Source organism: Ensifer sp. VA4 (assembly GCF_055710065.1).
Window position 1 is genome coordinate 59,446 of record NZ_JBVQPO010000014.1, and the last position, 21,845, is coordinate 81,290.

Below are 21,845 nucleotides of genomic sequence, written 5' to 3' on the forward strand. Positions count from 1 at the left end.
CCCGCCTCGGCCTGAAAACCCGCGCGTCCATCCTGGTGCGATATGAGCAATGAAAGCGAAGCGCAGGACTTCCTGCGCGAAAACCCCGATATCGAAGTGCTTGAAGCGTTCGTGATCGACGTCAACGGCGTGCCGCGAGGCAAATGGATCCCACGCGAGCGAGCGCTCGATGTCCTGAGCAAGGGCATGGCCATCCCGCGCTCTGTATACGCCCTCGATATCTGGGGCCGTGACGTCAACAGCGCGGGCCTCGCAGAGGGGACGGGCGACCCTGACGGCCTGTGCTTCCCCGTGCCCAACACGCTTTCGCGTGTCACCTGGCTCAATCGGCCAACGGCTCAGGTCATGCTCGCCATGCGCAATCCGGACGGTACCGGCTTCTACGGTGACCCGCGCCAGATTTTGGCAGACGTGCTGGAACGGTTCGCGCAGGCTAGGCTGACGCCTGTCGTCGCGACGGAACTCGAATTCTATCTGATCGACCCGGTCCGCTCGGCGCTCGATCCGGTGCGTCCGCCGAACAGCCGGGAAGGACGCTGGCACACGGGCCAAACCCAAGTCCTCTCCATCTCGGAGCTGCAGGATTTCGAGCATGTCTTTCATGACATCGCCATTGCTTGCCGGGCCCAGGGAGTTGCCGCCGACACGACCCTGCGCGAAAACGGACCGGGCCAGTATGAGATCAATCTCAATCATGTGCCCAATGCGTTGCAGGCGGCCGACTATGCGGTTTTGCTGAAGCGCGTCGTCAAGGGCGTTGCCCGCAAGCATGATCTCGACGCCACCTTTATGGCCAAGCCCTATGGTGTGCAGGCCGGCTCCGGCATGCATGTTCACTTCAGTGTCCTCGACGAGCATGGCCGCAATATCTATGTCGGCGAAGATGGTCCGGCCGAAACGCTCATGCATTCGGTCGGCGGGCTGCTTGCCAACATGGGAGAGAGCATGGCGGTGTTTGCGCCGCACGCCAATTCCTATAGGCGACTGAGGCCCAGTGAACACGCGCCGACCTACGCCTCCTGGGGCTTCGACAACCGCTCGGCGGCAGTTCGGGTGATCACCGCGAGCAAACCCGCGACGCGGATCGAGCATCGCGTCGCCGGCGCCGATACCAATCCCTATCTGGCGCTCGCGATGATCCTCAACGCGGCACTCTGCGGCATGCGCGAGAGGATCAATCCCGGCGGGGCCATCGCCGGCGACGACCATGCCGTCAGCCATGAGCCTCTACCGACAAACTGGGACTACGCGCTCCAGCGTTTCGCGCGTTCCGGCTTCGCATACGCCACGCTCGGACAGAAATACCGGGCGCTCTTCACCGCGTGCAAACAGCAGGAACTTTCCGAGTTCTCGTTGCGAGTGACCGACGTGGAATATGACGCCTATATCAGGACTGTGTGACATGAACGATATGACCTTCACATCGAAAACCACGGCCAATTCCGGCCATGCGCCATCCTGGTATGCCGCTTCCGCCCGCGACAAGCGCGTGCGCCCCAGGCTCGAGGGACAGGTGGAGGCCGATGTTTGCATCATCGGCGCGGGCTTCACCGGTGTTTCCGCGGCTCTGGAGCTCGCGGAACGAGGCTACTCGGTCGTCGTCGTTGAAGCGGATCGGATCGGCTTCGGCGCGTCTGGCCGCAATGGCGGACAAATCGTCAACGGCTATAGCCGCGACCTTCAAACCATCGCCGGGCGTTACGGCCAGGACAAGGCCGCCAAGCTTGGCGCGATGTCGCTCGAAGGCGGCAGGATCATTCGCGACCGCGTGAAGAAATACGGCATCGACTGTGATCTCGTCGACGGTGGGTTCTTCGCCGCCTTCACCGAAAAACAGGTGCGTGAAATGGAGGCGCACCGGGCCCATTGGCAAAAGCATGGCCACGACGGGCTGGAAATGGTCTCGAAGGCCGAAGTTGGCAACTATGTCCGCAGCGGCCGCTATGTCGGTGGCATGATCGACAGGCTCGGCGGCCACATACACCCACTCAACCTGGTGCTTGGGCAGGCGGCGGCAGTCGAAAGCCTTAGCGGGCGAATTTTCGAAAACTCCCGCGTGACCAGCGTCGAGAAGGGCGCAAAGCCGCTGGTGCGGACTGAGCGAGGGGCGGTGCGGGCGCAATACGTGCTCGTTTGCGGCAACGCCTATCTGGGCACGCTTCTGCCGGAAATCGGCGGCCGGATGATGCCGGTGTCGAGCCAGGTGATGGCGACCGAGCCAATCGATCCCCAACTCATCCGAAGGCTTCTGCCGGCCAATTATTGTGTCGAGGACGCCAATTACATTCTCGACTACTACCGTCGCACCGCCGACGATCGGCTGCTCTATGGCGGCGGCATCGGCTATGGCGGGCAGGATCCGAAGGATCTGACGGCGATCATCCGTCCGAACATGCTCAGGACCTTCCCGGAGCTTGCCAAGGTGAAGATCGACTATACCTGGAGCGGCAATTTCGCGCTGACTTTGACGCGCATCCCGCATATGGGCCGCTTGAGCGACAACGTCTACTTTTCCCACGGCGACAGTGGCCATGGGGTCACGACCACGCATCTCCTGGGCAAGATCCTCGGCGAGGCGGTCGCCGGCCATGCCGAGCGCTTCGACATCTGGAGCTCGTTGCCGAACCTGCCGTTTCCCGGCGGCAAGAGGTTCCGCGTGCCGTTCACCATGATCGGCGCCTGGTGGTACGGGCTGCGCGACAGGCTCGGTCTCTGATTTCTCACGGAAGGACAATCGAATGCGGAACGTCACGATAGCGGCAACACAGATGGCCTGTAGCTGGGACAGGGCGGCAAACATCGCCAACGCGGAACGGCTGGTGCGGCAAGCAGCCGACGGCGGCGCCCAGATCATCCTGCTCCAGGAACTGTTCGAGACGCCCTATTTCTGCCAGGACCAGCGCGGTGAATTCTTCGATCTCGCCCATCCGGCGGACGGCAATCCGCTGATCGAGCATTTTGCCAAGCTCGCCGCCGAGCTCGAGGTCGTCCTGCCGATCAGCTTCTTCGAACGCGAAGGCAAGGCCTACTTCAACAGCGCTGCCATTGTCGATGCGGATGGCAGCATTCTCGGCGTCTATCGCAAGAGCCACATTCCGGACGGCCCCGGCTACACCGAAAAGTTCTATTTCTCGCCGGGCGACACAGGCTTCAAGGTCTGGCGGACCCGTTATGCCGCGATCGGCGTCGGGATCTGCTGGGACCAATGGTTTCCCGAATCCGCTCGCGCCATGGCGCTGCTCGGCGCGGAAATCCTCTTTTATCCGACGGCGATCGGCTCCGAGCCGCCAGCACCGGAGATGGACACGTCCGGTCATTGGCAAAGAACGATGCAGGGCAGTGCCGCCGCCAACATCATGCCGCTCGTCGCCGCCAACCGGATAGGCAACGAGGCCGGCAAGGCGGGAACGGAAATCACCTTCTACGGCTCTTCCTTCATCACCGATCAGACCGGAATGAAGGTGGCGGAAGCCGACCGGCAGAACGAAACGGTACTAACCGCGACCTTCGATCTCGATGCGATCGAAAGGCAGCGCCGCTCCTGGGGTGTGTTCCGCGATCGCCGTCCCGAACTCTACGGTCCGATTGCCACCCTTGACGGGCGTGCATAGAACGGCGGCGATCGACACACGGAAACATGGCCTTCGATAGTGATTTTTGCTCCCGTCCACAAGGCCGCTACAAGGCAAGGCAGGTAGAGATGAAAATCGGCATTCTCCAGACCGGGCATGCTCCGGATGGGTTGATTGAAAAACACGGTGATTACGACACCTTCTTCATGGCGTTGCTGGCCGGCAACGACGTGGAGTTCGTAACCTATGCCGTCGTTGACGGATGCTTTCCGGAGAATGCGACCGTCGCGGATGCATGGCTCATTACCGGCTCCAGGTTCGGCGTCTACGAGCCGCATTCCTGGATCGCCCCGCTGGAAGACCTTGTGCGCGAGATCTATGCGAAGCGCCTTCCTATGGTAGGCATCTGCTTCGGCCACCAGATTATCGCGCAGGCGCTCGGCGGAAGGGTCGAGAAATACGGCGATGGATGGTCGGTCGGCCCGGTCCAATATCACCGGCACGATCTCGGCAAGATGCAGACGCTGCTCGCCTGGCATCAGGACCAGGTTGTCGATCTGCCGCCTGAGGCGGAAGTCATCGGTTCAAGCTCGTTCTGCGCCAATGCGATGCTTCGCTATGACGACCGCGCGCTCACCTATCAACCGCATCCGGAATTCGCACCGGCGTTTTTCGATGACCTCATGGCGAAGCGCGGAGGCGTCCTGCCGGTTGAGCTACGGCGCATCGTTGCCGCCCCGGCCGGCGGTTCATTGGCGCGAACCGAAATTGCCAGCGAGATCGCCGAATTCCTGATCCGCCGCGACCGGACCTGTTGACGGTCCGGCGGCGATATCAGCACAGCATCTCTGCGAGGCTCTCCGGCTTCTTTGCCGGCGGGGAGAGCTCCAGGCCCGACAGAAGGTCGAGCAGATGTTCCTTCATCAGCTCGGCGGCCTTGGCGGCTTCGCCCGCTTCGATGGCGTCGACGAGCGCATGATGCGCGTGGCTTTCGCAGGTCGTGTCGCGCCGCTTCCAGTAGAGCGCGATAATCAGCGAGGAGTGGGAAACGAGATCACGTACGAAGCTGGTCAGGACGGAATGGCCGGCAATTTCCGCGATGCCCACATGAAATCGCGCCGACAGCATGATCGCGTCGCTGTCGCGGCCGGCATGCAACGCCTCATGCTCCTTGTCGAGGTGGTGCCGCAACAGCAGGATGTCCTCCGGCTTGGCCACTTCCGCCGCAAGGGCGGCGACCCTGGGTTCGATCAGCGCGCGCGCTTCGAAAACCTCGCGCGCCTCTCTGGTTGACGGCTGGGCGACGAAGGCGCCGCGATTGGGTTCGAGGCGCACGAGACGGTCGTGGGCGAGCGCCTGAAGAGCGGCGCGGATGACCGTGCGGCTGACCGAATAGATCGACGCGAGCTCGTCTTCCGGCAGCTTCGTGCCCGGAGCGAGCCGATGACCGACGATTGCGTCCCGGAGGCCGTGATAAATCGGCGACCAACGCGTGGCCGGTATCCGACTATGGGGTTCCGGATCGCGTGCCGCCAACATATCCGGCGCTTCTGGCGGGTTCGTCTCTGATCTCTTGCGCCGGCGGACAACGTCCTTGGACATCGCGATGCATCCTTATCGCAGCTTGTTCAACCCCGGCGACGATGGCGCGTAGTGACCGGCAAATTGCTTGGCAAGCGGGCTGGCATAACCGCCGACCTTCGAGGTTCTCAGGCCCAAGCTCGATATGGCTTCGGCAAGCCTGACCGCACAGGCCACACCGTCGATCACCGGCACCCCGTGTTCGGTGGAAAGCTGGTGGGCCAAATCGGCCATCCCGGCACAACCGAGTACGATCGCCTCCGCCTTGTCTTCGATGATCGCACGGGAAATTTCAACCGAGATCTTTTGACGGGCTTCAGAACCCGGCTCTTCGAGGTCAAGGACGGCGACATCCGATGCCCGCACCTTGGCACAGCGAGAAGACAGGCCGTATTTCGATAGATTGTGCTCGATCGCGGGCACCGAGCGCGCGAGCGTGGTGACGACGCTGAAATTGCCGGCAATCAGCGTTGCAATGTGAAACGCCGCTTCACCTATTCCGATCACCGGCGCGCTCGTAGCGCAGCGCGCCGCATCGAGACCCGTATCGTCGAAACAGGCGATCACATAGGCGTCCATATCACCTGCCTCGAACATCTCGGCGAGAATGCCAGGCACCACGAAGGCCTCGTCGAAATAGCCCTCGATGCTTGGTGGACCGTCCTTGGGATTGACTGCGATGATCCTGGTTCCGGCCGACGCGGCGATTTTTGCGGCCTTGCCGATCTTGCCGGTCATGGAGGTCGTCGTATTGGGGTTTATGACGAGGATGCGCATATTCGGTCCTGACTACACTTCGCCGCCGAGATAGAGATGCTTGACGCGATCGTCGCTCAGCAATTCCGCCGAGGTTCCGCTGAGCGCAACCCGGCCGGTCGTCAACGCGTAGGCGCGCTGGGAGATACGCAGCGCCATGCGCGAGTTCTGCTCGACAAGCAGAACGCTGACCTTTTCGTCGCGGTTGATGGCCACGATCGAACGCGCGATGTCCTGCACCAGCTTCGGCGCGACGCCGAGTGACGGTTCGTCGAGGAGCAACAGGCGCGGGCGCGCCATCAGGGCTCGCCCGATCACCAGCATCTGTTGCTCGCCGCCGCTCATCGTGCCCGCCTGTTGCGTGTAGCGCTCCTTAAGTCGCGGGAAGCGCGTCAGCACCATGTCCATGCTTTGCCGGATCTCGACCTTGTCTGAGCGGGTAAAGGCGCCCATCAGCAGGTTGTCGCGCACAGTCATGAAAGGGAAGACGCGACGCGCTTCGGGCACCATCGAGATACCCATGCGGACGATCTCGTCCGGCGCGACGCCGTCGATGCGATTGCCGCGATAGCGGATCTCACCTTTTCGAATCTTTCTGAGACCGGTGATCGCCCGCAGGATCGACGACTTGCCCGCACCGTTGGCCCCAATCAGGGCGACGGTTTCCCCTTCTTTGACCTCGATCGACACGCCCTTCAGGGCATAGACGTGGTCGTAGTAGAGTTCAACGTCGTCGAATTTGAGGAGCGGTTCCATGGCCTACAATCCGATCGATTCGTCTTCGACACCGAGATAGGCCTCGATGACCTTCGGGTTCTGCTTGATTTCCGCCGGAGTACCCTCGGCGATCTTCAGGCCGAAGTTGAGGACGACGATGCGGTCGGAAATGTTCATGACGGCCGGCATGTCGTGTTCGACCAGGAGCACGGTAAGGCCGCGCTCACGCAGCTTTCTCACGATCTCGACCGCACGCCTGGTCTCGTCGTGATTCATGCCCGCGAATGGCTCGTCGAGCAGGATCACAGACGGATCGGTGGCAAGGGCGATGGCGATGCCGAGCGCCCGCAAATGCCCGTGGGGCAGGTTGCTGGCGATCTCGCTTTGCATCGCTCCCAGCCCGAGAAAGTCGAGGATTTCGTCCGCGGATCTCCCGAACGCGTCCAGATCGCTGCGTGCCGAGGCACTGCCGAAATAGAAGCCGGCGAGGGTGGCGCTCGAGCGCAAGTGATGCGCCGTCACGACATTGTCGCGCACGGTCATGTTCTTGAAGATCGTGGTCTCCTGGAAGGTCCGCACGACGCCCTTGCGAGCCACGACGTGTGGCGACAGGCCGGAGATTCTCTTCCCATTGAACCTTACTTCGCCTTCGGTTGGCCTGAGGAACGAGGCCACCAGCTTGAACAGCGTCGACTTGCCGGCGCCGTTTGGCCCGATGACCGAAAGGATCTCGCGCTCACGCACCGAAAAGGAGACGTCGTTGACCGCGACGAGCCCGCCGAAACGTTTGGTAAGGCCGATGATTTCGAGAATGTCGGCCATGGCGCTAGAGGCTCCTCTTGCCGGGCAAGGCGAGGCTCAACAGACCGTTGGGCAGGACCAGCATCAGCACGATCAGCACGGTCGAGAAGATCAAGAGCTGGTATTCGCCCGTCTGGAACAGCACGTCCCAGCCGAAATAGAGGACAAAGGTTCCAAGCATCGGCCCGAGCACATAGCCGAGCCCGCCAAGGAAACAATTGAGCATGAAATTCACCGAGTCGGCGACCGTGAAGCTCGACGGATAGATTGACTGGGAGATCGCTGCGAACATCGCCCCACCCAGACCACCGAGGAAGGATGAGAGCGCATAGGCGACGACGCGCAGATAGGCGACGTTGACGCCGATCGAAGAGGCGAGCTCCTCGTTCTGCTGCAGTGATTGGCAGAGCTGGCCGATGCGCGAATGGGCAAGCCGATAGAGACCGAGGAAACACAGCGCCATCAGCAATACGGCGACGATGTAGAAGGCGAGCCGGGGATTGGCGAGGCTCGAGAAATCCGGAACGAGAGTGATGCCGAAAAAACTTATGCCGCCCGGCAGCGGGATGCTGACGATGCCTTTGGCGCCGTTGGTGATCGGTATGGCAAGGGCAAGCAGGCGCGCGACTTCCGTCAGCACCAGCGACACCATGGCGAAATAGACGCCGCGCAGGCGCAGAATGGGCAGCCCGATGAGAACGCTCGCCGCGGCACAGAAGAGGCCCGCCAGAGGCAGGGTCAGCCAGAAGGACACGCCATAGTTCATCACCAGGATGGCGGAAACATAGCCGCCCGTCAGCGCGTAGGCGCCCTGGCCGATATTGATGCGGCCGATATAGAAAGTGATCCACACGCCCGCGCTGATGATGCTGAGCAGCGCCACCGAGGTCAGCGTGTAATAGAGATCGGTCCGCCCGGTGGCGTTGATGAGCAACGGCACTCCGACGAGAAGGGCGATGAGGAAGAGTGCGGCCGAGACGATCTTTGGAGTTGCGGATGGTTTCATCGCATCAGCCCCACGGCTTGCCCATCAGCCCGTTCGGGCGGATGCTCAGGAAGATCATCAGCAGCGCGAAAATGGCGAGGTAGGTGACGTCACCGTATTCGCGCAGCACGGTAAGGCCAACCGATTCCATCATGCCGAGGATGAAGCCGCCGGCAATGGCACCGGCAACCACACCGGCACCGCCGATCATCACCATCAGAAAAGCCTTGATCGAGATCGGTCCGCCGATACCGGAATTGACGCCGGTGATCGTCACCAGCAAGCCGCCAACGACCCCGGCGAGCATCGCCCCGAGCGCGAAGCCGATCATGGAATAGCGCTCGACCTTGACCCCCATCAGCTGTGCGGCAATGCGGTCTTGCGCCAGCGCCCGCATGGCGCGGCCCGGTTTGCTGTATTGCATGTAGAGCATGAAGGCGGCGATCATCAGTATCGCGACCACGCCGACGACGATGCGATCATAAGGCAAGATCACCCGGTCGGAGATGAAAACGCCGCTGATGATCTTCGGCACGCCACGCTGCTTCTCGCCGAACAGAAGCAGGATGATGGCATCGAGGAAGAAGGCGGTGGCAGCGGCGAGCAGCATCGTGCTTTCCTCGCGCTTGCTGCGTTGGATCACCGGCCGGAAAAGAAACTTCTCCATCAGCGCGCCGACGACCGCCAGCGTCACCCCCGAGCAGACCAGCGCGACCACGAAAGGCAGCTTGAGCTGGCCGTAAACCGAGTATGTCACGAAGCCGCCCAGCACGTACATTTGTCCGTGCGCGAAGTTGAGAACGTTCATGAGCGCGAAGATCAGCGTCAGACCGAGCGCGATCAGCGCATATTGCGCACCCAGATAGAGACCGTTGGCAATGACTTGTTCCATGGCTGCAAATCCGGTCGACGGGAGGTCCGGGACCGGTCCCGAACCTCGATTGACTTTAAATCAGGTCACGTCAGTCCACTTCGCCGACAAACAAAGTCTTGAAGGTACCGTTTTCGAACTCGGTCACCACCATCGGTACCGAAAGCTGGCGCTTCTGGCCGAAGGAGGTGCTGCCGACATATTTCAGCGTGCTGTCCTTGGCGTAGGGATTGGGTGCGGAGAAGCTGTCGATGGTCTTCTTGAACTCCTCCACGTTGTCGATCGCCTTGGGGTTCGCCTTGAGCGTTTCAATGATGTATTCGAGCGCGTAGACCTTGGTGTTGGACTCATCGTTGTATTCGCCAAACTTCTTGGTGTAGCGTTCGATGAATTCCTCCATCAGGGGCGTACGGATCTCCGGGGTCGATGCGCCGCCGACTGAGATGAAGCCGTTGGCGAGTTCGCCGGCACCTTCCTGCAGCACGGTCGCGTCCTGCGCCGTTTCCGCCGAGATCAGACCCTCATAACCGAGTTCGCGTGCGGCGCGGATCAACAGCGGCGCGTTGGCGGGGGCCACACCGGACAGGACGAGCAGATCCGGCTTCAACTGGACGATAGGCGTCAACACCGGTGTGAAGTCGCGTGTGTCGTTCTGGTAGGTGTCGGTCTCGGCGACAACTTCCAGCCCCAGTTCCTTAGCGGCAGCGACCCCGCTGTCGCGCTGGCTGATCGGGTCGGATTCGTTGGCGGCGATGAAGGCCACCTTCTTCACGCCCTTGTTTTCCTTCAGATATTTATAGATCGCCGGCCCGGACTGATAATTGGCGACCATGCCGAGAATTGCATTCGAGGCAGGTGCGACATAAAGCGATTTCGGGAACGCGTAGGGGAAATAGATTATCCCCTTGGATTCCGCCACAGGCCGAACGGCTGCCGCGCCGTCATCGACGTTCGGACCGACGACATAATGGATGCCTTCCTGGGCCATCTTCTCCATGCCGGCGATGGCCCGCTTGGGATCCTTCTGGTCGTCAAAGGTAACGATGGTGATTTTGTAGGTGTCCTCGCCGATCTTCACGCCGCCAGTCTCGTTGAGCCAATCTGCGCGTGTCTGCATCGAGCGAACGTTGGATGTGCCCCAGGCCGCGGCGGGACCGCTGGTCACGCCGACGAAGCCAATCTTGAGTTCCTTGTTTTCCGCTTGTGCGGGAAGGGTGCTTGCGACTGCAATTGCCAGGATCGAAACGGCGCCGAGCGCCAACGATTTCAATGTCGAGCGTCTGTTGATCATCTCACTCCCCATTTTTGGCATCCGGCACGAATGGCGCGGCGGATCAGAATAAGGAAGCGCTAATGTATGGTATTGTCAACATAATATGGAAGTATTGTATACGTTATTTGCGTAAGTGGCGTGCGAGGGTGCCTTCGGCCGGGCATCCCTGTGTGGACTGAAGGTCCGTGGGGGCCGCGGGGCGTCCATGCGGCAGGTGGCAGTCAAGAAATGCGAGGTGATCGCCACGGGCAAGAACGACCCCACGGCGCACGCCGAAGCCTCGCAAGTTGAGCAGGAGCTGGAACGATTGCCGTTCCAGCTCCGCATTCGGGCTACTCCGTGAAATGAGTCAGCCAGTGACGCGGCTTGTTGTCCGCCAGCTGGGCGACCCGGTCGATCTTGTTGCTCATCACCCAGGCCATTGGCTGCTGGTGCAACGGCAGCATGATCATTTCGTCCTTGACCATCTGGAGTGCCTTGGTCTGCAGCTCGAGCCGCTTCGTGCGATCCATTTCGGTCGATGCCTGGATGATCAGCTTGTCGATCTCTGGATAGCTCCAGCCACCCCAGTTGAAGACGCCCGCCTTGTCGCTTCGCGTTTCGATCATCTGGAGCAGGATCGAGTAGCTGTCGAGCATCGGCTCGTTCGCCCAGCCGATGATGTAGACGTCAGACAGACCACCCGTGCGCTTGGGCGCCTGTGCGGCCGTCGGGCCGATGTCGAGCTGCGGCTTGAAACCGGCGCGGCTCAGCATGTTGACGATGCTCTGGCAAAGCTCCTCCTCGTTGACATAAGCCTCGTTCGTGCAGACGAGGGTGAAGGGGAGATCGCTGGCGCCGGCTTCGGCGAGCAGCTTTTTCGACAATTCGGGATCGTACGGTACCACCGTGTCCAGGGCCTCGACATATCCCGGAATCTCCGGTGCAATGATCGCGCCCGCCGTCCTAGACTTGCCGCGCATGACCCGCTTCTGGATGAGATCCTTGTCGAGCGCATGGGCGACAGCCTGGCGGACACGCAGGTCGTTGAACTTGTTGTCGACGCCGTCAGCCAGTTTCGGCTTGCGGTTGAAGCCCATCATGATGGTGCGCAGGTCGGTGCGCTCCATGACCTTCAGATTCGGCTGCGCGACAAGGCGCGGAATATCCTGTGCGGGCGCGTTCTCGGTGAAGTTGATCTCGCCCGACAACAGCGCGGCTACCCGCGTTGCGGCCGAAACGATCGGCGTGAACTCGATACGATCGATATTGGACTGCGACTTGTCCCACCACTCGGCGTTCTTGACGAGGACGGTCTTGCTGTCAGGTGTGCGGCTCTCGAGCCTGAACGGACCGGTGCCGTTGGTGTGGTAGGTGGCGTAGCCTTCAATCTTTTTGCCGACGTCCGTCGGCTTCAGCGAGTTATTGTCGGTGAGCCAGGTAAGATCGAAAATGTGGATGTTGGTCAGGTCGTTCAGCAGCAGCGGATAGGGGCCGGTGAGTTCGATATCGACGGTGTGGTCATCGACCTTCTTTGCCGACTTGTAGGCCGGAAGGTTGCCGCGGAGCGGAGAGGCTGGATCGCTGACCCGAGTGAGAGAGGCGATCACGTCGTCCGCGGTGAAGTCGGCCCCGTCGTGGAACTTGACGCCCTCGCGCAGATGGAACCGCCAGACCGTATCCGACACGGTTTCCCAGGACGTAGCCAGCGCCGGCTCGATCTTCAGATTGGCGTCGTAGCGGACAAGCCCCTCGTAGACGTGGTTGAGGAAGGACAGCGTGTAGCTGTCACCATAGGAATAGGGATCGAGCGAATAAATGTCGCGCGAGGCGCCCCATTTCAGCGTTTCCGCATGGCCAGCCGCGGAAAGCACGGCCGACATGACGGCCGCGAGGGTCAATTTCTTGAGCATTCTGCAGTTCTCCCTGGTTGAGGTTACCTATCCCGTGAAGGGGAATCTTCGTCTTTGAAGGCAAGGACGACCCGCAAGCCGTATGTCTAATCGGCGACACGGGTCGGCCAGTGTCGCGACTTGTTGTCGGCGCGGACATGACCTGCTCGATCCTGTCGGCCATCGGCCGCAGGAGCAGCGGGATCATGCGTCCTGGCCACCAGCTTAGGCGACGCCGTTTCGATGCCAGACGCTCTTGGCGGTCGAGTTCCTTGGCCAGCGAGGCCATCAAATCGTCAGCGTTGGAATCCGCACCGTCATTTGACGTTCTGGCACAGCTTGAAGCGTCGAAGCTCGTCGTCGATCGACGGCCAGTCGATAGCCGGCGCAGACACCACCTTCAGCTCAGGCTCGTTCCCGCACCAATCCTTCATGAATGTGGTTGAGGAACGCGCGGTTCGATGTCGGGCGTGGGAATAGGGATCGAATGAGAGATGTCACGCGGGCCGGCCCGGCGGAGCGTGTCGGCATGTGCGGCCGTCGCCAAAAGTCCCGCGGATACGCGGTCGCGATGTTCCTGCAAAGACGTTGCATTAACACTGGCTCCTCCCTAGCTCGTGTCTTGCTGATGGCACCATCGCACACAGGGATGGTTTGTCAACGATTTTGTCGACAATTATGCGTACTGTTCACATTAGGTTTGTTGACAATCGTAGGCGGCCGGACCTCACCGCTGTTGCGGGTTGGTCACAGGCAGGTGTATCGGCCAACATGGGCGGGGCGACCCGGTCGCGCGCCCCAGCCGGCAGCCTCCGCATTTTCACCTTTTGGAACAATACGACGGACGAAGTGATCTGCTTTCAGCAGGTCCGGGATCGGCCCGCAAGCGGAACCGATCGGTTGTTGCGGCGTTGGGATTAGCCGGTGGCTGACACAAAAAAGTCGGAGCCGCGGGTCATGGGCCCCTTGGGACGCGCGAACAGGCGCGCCGCCCGATCGGCTTTGACGCGGGCGATAAGCGCAACTGGCGCGGGGACCTCAGAATAAGAGGAAGAAAGATCATGTCGATTCGATCCAAACTTTTCGCGACGGTGGCATGGCCTGTATTCGCCGTATCATTCGCTATGCAGCCGGCGCTGGCGGAGAGCTTGAAGGCGCCGTTTCAGGTAGCGCAGGAAGGGGCCGACCAGCCGTCGCCCGAGGACTTGCTGCTGCTCAAGAAGCGCAAGAAGCAGCGTGCCGCCGAGGAAGGGCAGACAGAACAGCAGCAACCACAGGCCGATGAGCCGCAGCGCCAGGTAGAAGAGCCGGTGCGCAAGAAGCGTAAACAGCAGGCCGAAGAACAGCAGCCCGGCGTAGAGAAAAGCGCACCCCGGCAGGCTGAAGAACTGCAGGCACCTGTGCGCAAGAAGCGCAAGCAGCAAGCTGAAGAACAGCAGCCCGGCGTAGAGGAAAGCGCACCGCGGCAGGCTGAGGAGCAACAAGCTCCTGCGCGCAAGAAGCGCAAGCAGCAGGCCGAAGAGCAGCAGCCTGGTGTCGAGGAAGGCGCTCCGCAGCAGGCCGAGGAGCAGCAAGCACCTGTGCCGAAGAAGCGCCAGCAGCAGGCCGAAGAACAGCAGCCCGGCGTAGAGGAAGGCACCCCTCAGAAGGCCGAGGAACAGCAGGTACCTGTGCCCAAGAAGCGCAAGCAGCAGGCTGAAGAACAGCAACCGGAGGAGCAGAAGGCCATCGAACAGCGTGCCTCACCGAAAGGCGCAACCGATCAACCCTCCGCCGAGCAGCCAACGCCGCAGACCGGCGAAGGTGAGCAGCAGCCGGTTCCGGGGACCGAACAACCCGCAACGGCCGAGCAGCGCCAGGGTGAGGAACCTCAGGCCAAGCCCGCTCCGATCGTCGTCGACAAGCGCACGAAGGAAGAGAAGCGCAAGATCGCCCAGGATCCTGCGGCGACCGACGAAACCGTGGTGCTTCCCGTCGATAACGGCGCGGCTGTGCTCGACAGTGACAAGGACGCCGACAACGCCGGTGGCGAGCGGGCGCGCGAGGCCCGGCGCAAACAGCGCGAAAAACTGCGCGCCCAGGAGAAGAACGTAGCACCGCCGACCGACGACGCCGCGGCCCAGGCGGAGATTCCGGCCGAGGTGCGGCAGGCGGCTCCAAAGAGGATCGCGGCTGCGATGAAGGAAGAGGGCGAGCGCGTCGAAGCGGCGCCGGCCTTCGCCGTCCCGGAGACGACGAACATTGTCAACAACACGGTGATCAACAATACGACGGTCAACAACACGACGAACGTGACCGAGGTGCAGGTGGTCGAGAGGGTCGACGATCGCGTTGTCCTCGGCGTCGGTGACCAGATCTTCGTGCGTGGCGACGATCGGCCGAGGCTCCGCCGCGATTCCGAGGAGAGCTACTACGATCAGCTGTCGCGCGGCCGCGTTCGTGAAACGATCGTTCGCCCGGGTGGCTACCAGATCGTCACGGTCTACGATCGGTACGGCAACATCCTGCAGCGTTCGCGCATCGACCGCGACGGCAACGAATATGTGCTGATCTACGCACCGGACTATCAGGAGGAACGTCCGGCGATCATCGACGTCGGTTACGAGCTGCCGCCGATGCGCCTGACGATTCCGGTCGACGAGTACATCGTCGATTACTCGGAAGAACCGGATCTGGACTACTACGAATTTCTGTCCGAGCCGCCGGTCGAACAGGTCGAGCGAGTCTATACGATCGATGAGGTCCGCAATTCGGCCCGCCTCCGTGACAAGGTCCGGCGCATCGATCTCGACACGATCCACTTCGCGACGGGTAGCGCCGAAGTATCGATGTCCCAGGCAAAGACACTGCGAAAGGTCGCCGACGCAATGCAGAAGATCCTCGACAAGGATCCCGGTGAAACCTTCTTCATCGAGGGGCACACGGACGCTGTCGGTTCCGACCGCTCGAACCTGGTGCTCTCCGACGAGCGCGCCGAGTCCGTCGCAGTCCTCCTGACCGAGGTCTATGGCATCCCGGCGGAAAACCTGGTCACTCAAGGCTATGGTGAGCGCTTCCTGAAGATCCGCACGCAGGAGCCGGAGGAGGAAAACCGCCGCGTGACCATCCGCCGCGTGACACCGCTGGTGCGCCCAGTGGCGCAGCGGTAACGGAAATCTGCATCGCCATGCGCATGAAAAGCCGCATGGCGATGCAGATTCTGATGACCTCCTGTGGCCGCCTGCTGGTTATTGCCGATCACAGGAATGCGAAGTGATGATCGACCCGATCAAGCAACGAACTCTGCAAAACCACTCAGATACCGGCTGTGAATGCCGGTCCAGCCCCCCACTATTTCTGCTCTGGCTCGCCCCGTGAGCCACAAAGCTGCCGTTCAATGGTCAGCAAATTGCCCCGGTACCGCCGCAGCGAGCCCTTGCAAGGGCTTCATCGTTCCGGCCGCGTTCGGTATCCGGCCGACGTGAGGGGCGATTGAAGGCAGTTCCGCTGCCGATCACGTCATGCACATCACAGAGGAACGAATATGATGACTCGTTACACATCCATTGCGTCGCTGACGGCTGCAATCTTCAGCGTCATGGTCTTCACTCCGGCATCTGCCCTTGAAATTGCTCAGGCGCAAGAGACGCAGCCGACGCAGGGACAGACCGACAACAAGGGCACGGGGGCCGTCATCAGCGATCAAAAGATCGAAGCCTTTGCTGTTGCCTATCTGCAGGTCGACAAGGTCAGGCAGGAATATTCCGCAAAGATAGAAGCGACATCGGACGCGGCGGCAAAGAAAGCGCTGGAGACCGAAGGCAGCAAGAAAATGGTCGAAGCCGTCAAGGCCTCGCCGTCCATTTCGGTCGAAGAATATTCGGCGATCCTTACCGCAGCGCAGAGCGATCCGGCCGTCGCCAAGAAGGTCCAGGCAGAACTTCAAAAGACGGCTCCGGCACAGCAATAGATGACTTCGGCGGCAATCGGATTGCCGCACTCTGCGCGTAGCCCGCGGGATTACCTTGCGGGCTTCTCGCCGCCAAGCGCCGGATGCGAACGCGATCACCGGCTTCGCTATCGGTGATTGCCTTCTTATGATCCGAAAGGGCGGGGAACGGCATCCGGAGCGTAAAATCGTTCGGGGAGTGTAAAAGTTAAACCTGCTTGTTCAGCCAGTCCAAACCAACTCCTTCACTGCAACCAGGATGCCCGTGCATCCTCATCATGAGCGAGGAATTGCGTCAGGGCTGAAAGCAATGCCTCCGCACTGTAGCGATCGAGCAAGACCTCGATTGTTCCGCCGGTCGAGCCGGCGAGTTCGAAAGTGCCCAGAAGCGGGTCGCTCGACAATACACTGACGGCGCTGCCGTGGAACTCGGCGTTCATTGTGATCCCGGAGTCCTTCATGGTTCTCTCTCCAAGGTTATATGAGTAGATTATAATATATTCGAGAGCGAACTGAAGAAGGATTCTGGGGCTGGCGTCTGGATTTCGACCGTGAGCAAGCGGCAAGGCCAGCCGCTCACGCCTCCCTGTCGTATGACCTCACGATCACACCTTGCGCTCCGGCTGCGCAATGAGTTCATCGGTATTGGCCAGAAGCCGCCGCACGGCGGTGCGGGCCGCGTTCGGGCGTCGAAGGCGAATGCTTTTCTCGATGTTCTCATGGAGTTTCAGGGCATGGACGGAGCTGCTGTCCTCCCGAGTTACCAATTGGAAAAGGTGGTTGAGCGCAGATTCGATCAGCGCCCCCAGTGGTACCAGGAGATCGTTTCCGGAGGCATGCAGGATTGCAAGGTGGAAGCGCGTGTCAGCCTGGATGCGGCTCTGCAGCGTTGACGCCTGTTGCATGTCTCTCAATGCCGCGTTGATTTCGGCCATCTGCTCGCTGCTTCGGCGGGTGGCAGCAAGCGCCGTCGCTTCCGGCTCCAGGATGTGGCGAAATTCCTGCACGGTCTTGAGGAACTGCAGTCGGTCAGGTGAGGCCGCGTACCAACCAAGCACATCGCGATCGAGCAGGTTCCAACGCTCCTTCGGTTCGACCCAACTTCCGATTTTCGGGCGCGAGGCAAGCAGCCCCTTAGCCATCAATATCTTGATCGCCTCTCTGACCGCAGTGCGGCTGACGTCGAAGATTTCCGCCCATTGCGCCTCGTTCGGCAGGATCGATCCAGGCGGATAGTCGCCACGCACGATCTTGAGCCCTATGTCATCGGCAAGCGACATGTGAACGCTGGGTCCCGACATGCGCGGCGCGTCGAGACGTCGGCTTGCACGCGCCGCCTCCACCGCGGCCGCTCCGGTGGAGACTTTTCCTGATTGTCGTTCGGCCATTTTCGTCATTTTCTCGCGTCTATGCCGCCCTGCCGCGCATTGCGTCATCTGACGGCAACATATTTCCGCCAGCTGTGTTGCGGTTGAAAACCGAGCATCGCGCGTGCTTTGCGGTTTGATAAGAGCGTCTCGTATTCGCCGAGCTGTCCCTTGACCGGCACGCCTTGGTAGAAGCGGTCGATCAGTTCCAGGGTGGGAACGTCGGAAGACGTATCGTCGCTTGCCGCGTTGAAGACTTGGAACCCGAGGCCATCGGTTTCCACGGCCTTGAGCGTGATCTGGCCGAGGTCGCGCGCATCGACATAGCTCCAGGCAATGCGCTTGCGAAAGCCCGGATCCGCGAACCAGCTTGGGAAGAGATGGTATTCGTGCGGCTCGATGACGTTGCCGATCCGCAACGCATAGATGTCGGCGCCGCTCCTGAGTGCAAAGGCGCGCGCGGTCTTTTCGTTGACGACCTTGGAAAGCGCATAGCTATCCATCGGGTCGACATCATAGTCTTCGTCGAGCGGAAAATAGCAAGGGTTCCGCGGCTCGTTGGCGAAGACGAGGCCGTAGGTCGTCTCACTCGATGCAATGACGATCTTGCGGATGCCAAGCTTTACCGCCGCCTCAATGACATTGTAGGTGCCCATCGCATTGACGCGGAAGAGCTCGTTGTCGGGGGCGATCAGGATGCGCGGGATTGCGGCAAAGTGGACGACGGCATCGATTGGCTGTGGTGCGAGCAACGGATCGAATTCGTGCAGGCCCGTGTAACTCGACAGCGCGTTGAACACCTGGCCGCTGTCTGTGATGTCGGTGAGCAGCGTGCGCACCTTCGGGTTGTCGAGGGGCCTTGTGTCGAGGTTGAGAATCTGGTGGCCGTGCTCGACGAGGTATTGTACGACATGGCGGCCGGCCTTGCCGCTGCCTCCGGTGAAGATGATCCGCTTGCTCATTGTATTCTCCATATCCTGCAAGATTGGTGGATGATCCCTATCGATGATAGTTCGCAAGGGGGATCTTCCAAGCGGCGTCGTTACAGGTTGCCGCGGCCAGCCAGCAAGACGGGGCGCTGACCACGGTCGTAGCGGATAGGGCGATGGCCCGGGGAACTCGTCAAAGGGCGCCCCGGCGGCGATTTACTTCTGGATGCAGGTGTCCGCCGTGTCCTTGGTGCATTCGTCGAGACCCGTGAATACCGGATCTTCCACCGGTTTGCCGGCAATAAGGTCCATCATGACCGACGGCGCCTTGTAGCCCATTTCGAACGGGCGCTGGCCGACGAGCGCAGTTACGAGGCCTTCCTTGGCAATCGCCACTTCCTCGCCGATCGTGTCTGCCGCGCCGATGACGAATTCATTCTTGGCGATTTTGTCCGCCATCGGTTTGAACAGGTCGCGATAGGGTTGCGGTGCCCCGAAAAGCGGCCAGCCGCCCATGATGCCGAAGGCGTCGAGATCGGGATTGGCAGCGAGGATATCCGTCATCGCCTGCACGCCCTTGGCGCCGTCGTCATTGGTAAAGACCGGGCAACCTGCGACCTCCGTCCAGCCGCCTTCGCCCTTCAGTTCGGTCAGCCCTTCTTTCCCGGTGAGAACGTCACGCATTCCCTGGGCACGCCGCAGGATGTTGTCGGCACCAGGGTTGCCTTCGATCGTGCAGATCTTGCCGCCGTTCGGTTTGGCCTTCTTGATGTATTCGGCGATCCGCGCCCCCATCATGTAGTTGTCGGTGCCGAGATAGGTCTTGCGCAAGCCCGCATCCTCCTTCGCGAGGTCGGCGTCGAGTGTCATGACCGGGATTGTCGGGTTGGCTGTCTTCAGTGTCTGGGCAATCAGCTTGGCGTTGGATGGCGAAATGGCGATCGCAGCCGTGCTGGACTTGCCGAGCATATCCTGGACGATCTGCGCCTCGCCGGCTTCGTCGGAGGTCGACGCAGGGCCGGTATAGAAGCACTCATATTCCGAGCTTGTGTTTTCCTTGTTCCACTTCTGGCATCCCTGATTGATTGCCTCGAAGAACGGATTGTCGAGGCCCTTGACGACAATGACGAGCTGCTTCTTCGACTGGGCTCCGGCGGGGCCGGTGGCCAGCGCGAGTGCTGCAACTGCAAGCACCAATGCTTTCCTCATTCTATCCTCCCGTTGAACAAGCGGACACTATCCGTCCGCGGCACAAATCAACCCGGATACCAGACGATGCGAGGATCGTTTTGCGGACGCTCGTATTGCCAGGCCTGGTCGATAAGCCTTTCGAGATCGTATTCTGGCTGCCAGTCGAGCAGGTATTTTGCCTTGCTGTTGTCCATCCAGTTTGAGTGGAAATGGCTTGGAACGTCGACGGACGGCAAGCCGCGCGTGCGCTTGAGGTAGCTTGCGACCTCGCCATAATCCACCGGGCGGTCCATGGCGATGTTGAAACGCTGGCGCGCTGCGCGCGGATTGTCGATCGCGCTAAGCACTGCCGACACGAGATCGCTGACGTGGACGAAGTTGCGCTTGAGCGGCCTTCCATCGGCATCGCGCAGCAGCGGCACCGTTCCGGCTTCGGCGTGACGCTTGGCTTCGTCGGGCGCAAAATAAGTCTTCCAGTCGGGTCCGCCGAACACGTCGTCGCCGAAGGAGAGCGAGTACTTGAAGTCGTCCTTTTCCATGATCCACGGCGCCCGAAGGCAACAGACGTTCATCCCGTATTGGATTGCGTACTGCTCGACGATCACCTCCTCGAGCACTTTCGAGAGCGCGTAGCAGCCGGGATAGGCGCGGTGCGGTGTCGCCTCGGTTATCGGTCCGTCATGAGCATGGAAGAAATGGCCGACCGCTGCGTCGCCGCCGATCAGGATGAACTGCCGGGCTGTTGGGCTCATTCTGAACGCTTCGAGCAGCCAGAAGAGGCCCTTGACCGTCACGTCCATGACGTCGGCGGGTGTTTCCTTGCAGGTCGCGAGATGCACGACGTGGCTGACACCGGCAATCGCACCTTCTGCGACCGCGCGATCGGCTATGGAGCCGCGGATGATGCCAAGCCGCTCGGTCGGAGCGAGCACGCGGTTGTGGCAAAGCGCGCGAATGCGCGCTTGCGAAAAACGTGGCCGATCAAGCAGCGTTGCTATGAGGTGCCGCCCGACCTTGCCAGTTGCCCCGGTGACAAGGATAAGCATGCTCATCTCCCAAGCACTAGCTAATATACGATTGCTTCGCCCGTCAATGTCTATTTGTCATACAAAACAGGTTTATCGGGTGAGAGATCATTGACGCGTTCATGACGATTTGCGTAAATAAGCAGCCGTTTGCTCGCGAGGAGGCGGGCATACGGCGAGGCGTCCTGGCGGATTGGCGCGTCTTGGCGAGTCTGGAAGGCTGGTCGTGCTGCTAGAACTCAGCAATATTTCCAAGCACTTCGGGGCCATACAGGCCGTGAACGACATTTCGCTGTCGTTGGAGGCCGGTCAGGTTGTCGGCCTTATGGGCGACAATGGCGCCGGCAAATCGACGCTTGTCAAAATGATCGCAGGCAATTTCCGTCCGAGCCACGGAACCATGCGTCTCAACGGCAACGATATCGTCCTGCATCGCCCCATCGAGGCAAGGCAGTTCGGCATCGAGATCGTTCACCAGGATCTGGCTCTTTGTGACAACCTCTCCGCGGCCGCGAATGTCTTCCTCGGCCGCGAACTGAGGCGCGGTATCGGCCCCTTGCGCGTGCTAGACTATAAGGCAATGTACCGCCGCGCCGGGGAGATCTTCAAGGAACTCCGCTCTGAGACCAGGCCACGCGACCTCGTGCGGCAGATGTCGGGTGGGCAGCGGCAAGCGGTGGCGATTGCGCGTACGATGATTTCGCAGGCGAAGATCGTCTTGATGGACGAGCCGACAGCGGCAATTTCCGTGCGCCAGGTGGCCGAAGTACTGCATCTGATCCGGCAACTGCGCGATCGCGGCATCCTGGTGGTGCTCATCAGCCACCGTATGCCCGATGTCTTCGAGGTCGCCGATCGAGTCGTCGTCATGCGCCGGGGCCGCAAGGTGGCGGACAAGCCGATCGCAGAGACCTCGCCGGAGGAGGTGACGGGGCTGATTACCGGCGCCATCGAGGGTGGATGAGGGGAAGGCAAACT

Annotated in this window: 21 protein-coding genes; 7 read left to right on the plus strand and 14 right to left on the minus strand. The window is 61.0% G+C overall.

What is annotated here, in order from left to right; all coding sequences use genetic code 11:
* Window positions 1-42: 42 nt before the first annotated feature.
* From AC0C6X_RS23845 to AC0C6X_RS23860, 4 genes are all read left to right on the plus strand, one after another.
* Entirely contained in the window at window positions 43-1,401 is a 1,359-nt protein-coding gene (locus tag AC0C6X_RS23845; protein ID WP_173514990.1) for a glutamine synthetase family protein, read from the plus strand.
* A gap of 10 nt (window positions 1,402-1,411) precedes the next feature.
* Window positions 1,412-2,716, plus strand: a complete 1,305-nt coding sequence (locus AC0C6X_RS23850) for an NAD(P)/FAD-dependent oxidoreductase (RefSeq protein ID WP_472955748.1) — start codon at window positions 1,412-1,414, stop codon at window positions 2,714-2,716.
* Window positions 2,717-2,738: 22 nt separating this feature from the next.
* A complete protein-coding gene (aguB, locus tag AC0C6X_RS23855) occupies window positions 2,739-3,611 on the plus strand; it encodes an N-carbamoylputrescine amidase (RefSeq protein WP_173514992.1) in 873 nt (290 codons plus the stop codon).
* A gap of 89 nt (window positions 3,612-3,700) precedes the next feature.
* Window positions 3,701-4,390, plus strand: coding sequence for a type 1 glutamine amidotransferase (locus tag AC0C6X_RS23860; RefSeq protein ID WP_472955550.1), 690 nt, complete (start codon window positions 3,701-3,703; stop codon window positions 4,388-4,390).
* Window positions 4,391-4,406: 16 nt separating this feature from the next.
* Here the strand turns inward: AC0C6X_RS23860 and AC0C6X_RS23865 are convergent, their stop codons facing one another.
* From AC0C6X_RS23865 to AC0C6X_RS23905, 9 genes are all read right to left on the minus strand, one after another.
* Window positions 4,407-5,111, minus strand: coding sequence for a GntR family transcriptional regulator (locus tag AC0C6X_RS23865; RefSeq protein WP_173518045.1), 705 nt, complete (start codon window positions 5,109-5,111; stop codon window positions 4,407-4,409).
* 75 nt (window positions 5,112-5,186) lie between these two features.
* Window positions 5,187-5,930 carry an aspartate/glutamate racemase family protein gene (locus AC0C6X_RS23870; protein ID WP_472955552.1) on the minus strand — a complete coding sequence of 248 codons (744 nt, stop codon included), beginning with the start codon at window positions 5,928-5,930 and terminating at the stop codon, window positions 5,187-5,189.
* Window positions 5,931-5,942: 12 nt separating this feature from the next.
* A complete protein-coding gene (locus AC0C6X_RS23875; protein ID WP_173514995.1) occupies window positions 5,943-6,665 on the minus strand; it encodes an ABC transporter ATP-binding protein in 723 nt (240 codons plus the stop codon).
* 3 nt (window positions 6,666-6,668) lie between these two features.
* Window positions 6,669-7,448 carry an ABC transporter ATP-binding protein gene (locus AC0C6X_RS23880; RefSeq protein WP_247959897.1) on the minus strand — a complete coding sequence of 260 codons (780 nt, stop codon included), beginning with the start codon at window positions 7,446-7,448 and terminating at the stop codon, window positions 6,669-6,671.
* Between the two features lie 4 nt (window positions 7,449-7,452).
* Window positions 7,453-8,433, minus strand: coding sequence for a branched-chain amino acid ABC transporter permease (locus AC0C6X_RS23885; RefSeq protein ID WP_247959898.1), 981 nt, complete (start codon window positions 8,431-8,433; stop codon window positions 7,453-7,455).
* Window positions 8,434-8,437: 4 nt separating this feature from the next.
* Entirely contained in the window at window positions 8,438-9,304 is an 867-nt protein-coding gene (locus AC0C6X_RS23890) for a branched-chain amino acid ABC transporter permease (protein ID WP_472955555.1), read from the minus strand.
* 70 nt (window positions 9,305-9,374) lie between these two features.
* Window positions 9,375-10,574 carry an ABC transporter substrate-binding protein gene (locus AC0C6X_RS23895; RefSeq protein WP_247959899.1) on the minus strand — a complete coding sequence of 400 codons (1,200 nt, stop codon included), beginning with the start codon at window positions 10,572-10,574 and terminating at the stop codon, window positions 9,375-9,377.
* 314 nt (window positions 10,575-10,888) lie between these two features.
* The gene (locus tag AC0C6X_RS23900; RefSeq protein WP_173515000.1) at window positions 10,889-12,448 is read right to left on the minus strand and encodes an ABC transporter substrate-binding protein; all 1,560 of its coding nucleotides are present in this window, start codon (window positions 12,446-12,448) and stop codon (window positions 10,889-10,891) included.
* A 1,094-nt stretch (window positions 12,449-13,542) separates the two neighbouring features.
* The gene (locus AC0C6X_RS23905; RefSeq protein ID WP_472955558.1) at window positions 13,543-14,001 is read right to left on the minus strand and encodes a hypothetical protein; all 459 of its coding nucleotides are present in this window, start codon (window positions 13,999-14,001) and stop codon (window positions 13,543-13,545) included.
* A gap of 6 nt (window positions 14,002-14,007) precedes the next feature.
* On the opposite strand from AC0C6X_RS23905, the gene AC0C6X_RS23910 reads away from it, so the two are divergent.
* Both AC0C6X_RS23910 and AC0C6X_RS23915 read left to right on the plus strand, forming a co-directional pair.
* Entirely contained in the window at window positions 14,008-15,576 is a 1,569-nt protein-coding gene (locus AC0C6X_RS23910) for an OmpA family protein (protein ID WP_472955560.1), read from the plus strand.
* A 374-nt stretch (window positions 15,577-15,950) separates the two neighbouring features.
* A complete protein-coding gene (locus AC0C6X_RS23915) occupies window positions 15,951-16,376 on the plus strand; it encodes a DUF4168 domain-containing protein (protein WP_173515002.1) in 426 nt (141 codons plus the stop codon).
* Window positions 16,377-16,600: 224 nt separating this feature from the next.
* Here the strand turns inward: AC0C6X_RS23915 and AC0C6X_RS23920 are convergent, their stop codons facing one another.
* From AC0C6X_RS23920 to AC0C6X_RS23940, 5 genes are all read right to left on the minus strand, one after another.
* The gene (locus tag AC0C6X_RS23920) at window positions 16,601-16,816 is read right to left on the minus strand and encodes a hypothetical protein (RefSeq protein ID WP_247959903.1); all 216 of its coding nucleotides are present in this window, start codon (window positions 16,814-16,816) and stop codon (window positions 16,601-16,603) included.
* 144 nt (window positions 16,817-16,960) lie between these two features.
* Window positions 16,961-17,743: a FadR/GntR family transcriptional regulator gene (locus AC0C6X_RS23925; RefSeq protein ID WP_173515004.1), complete on the minus strand. Its 783-nt coding sequence runs from the start codon at window positions 17,741-17,743 to the stop codon at window positions 16,961-16,963.
* A 44-nt stretch (window positions 17,744-17,787) separates the two neighbouring features.
* Window positions 17,788-18,684, minus strand: a complete 897-nt coding sequence (locus AC0C6X_RS23930) for an NAD-dependent epimerase/dehydratase family protein (RefSeq protein ID WP_472955563.1) — start codon at window positions 18,682-18,684, stop codon at window positions 17,788-17,790.
* A gap of 183 nt (window positions 18,685-18,867) precedes the next feature.
* The gene (locus AC0C6X_RS23935; RefSeq protein WP_173515006.1) at window positions 18,868-19,860 is read right to left on the minus strand and encodes a sugar-binding protein; all 993 of its coding nucleotides are present in this window, start codon (window positions 19,858-19,860) and stop codon (window positions 18,868-18,870) included.
* A 47-nt stretch (window positions 19,861-19,907) separates the two neighbouring features.
* Window positions 19,908-20,888, minus strand: a complete 981-nt coding sequence (locus AC0C6X_RS23940) for an NAD-dependent epimerase/dehydratase family protein (protein WP_472955566.1) — start codon at window positions 20,886-20,888, stop codon at window positions 19,908-19,910.
* A 172-nt stretch (window positions 20,889-21,060) separates the two neighbouring features.
* Here AC0C6X_RS23940 and AC0C6X_RS23945 point away from each other — a divergent pair, with 172 nt between their 5' ends.
* Window positions 21,061-21,831: an ATP-binding cassette domain-containing protein gene (locus AC0C6X_RS23945; protein ID WP_173515008.1), complete on the plus strand. Its 771-nt coding sequence runs from the start codon at window positions 21,061-21,063 to the stop codon at window positions 21,829-21,831.
* The last annotated feature ends 14 nt before the right edge of the window (window positions 21,832-21,845 follow it).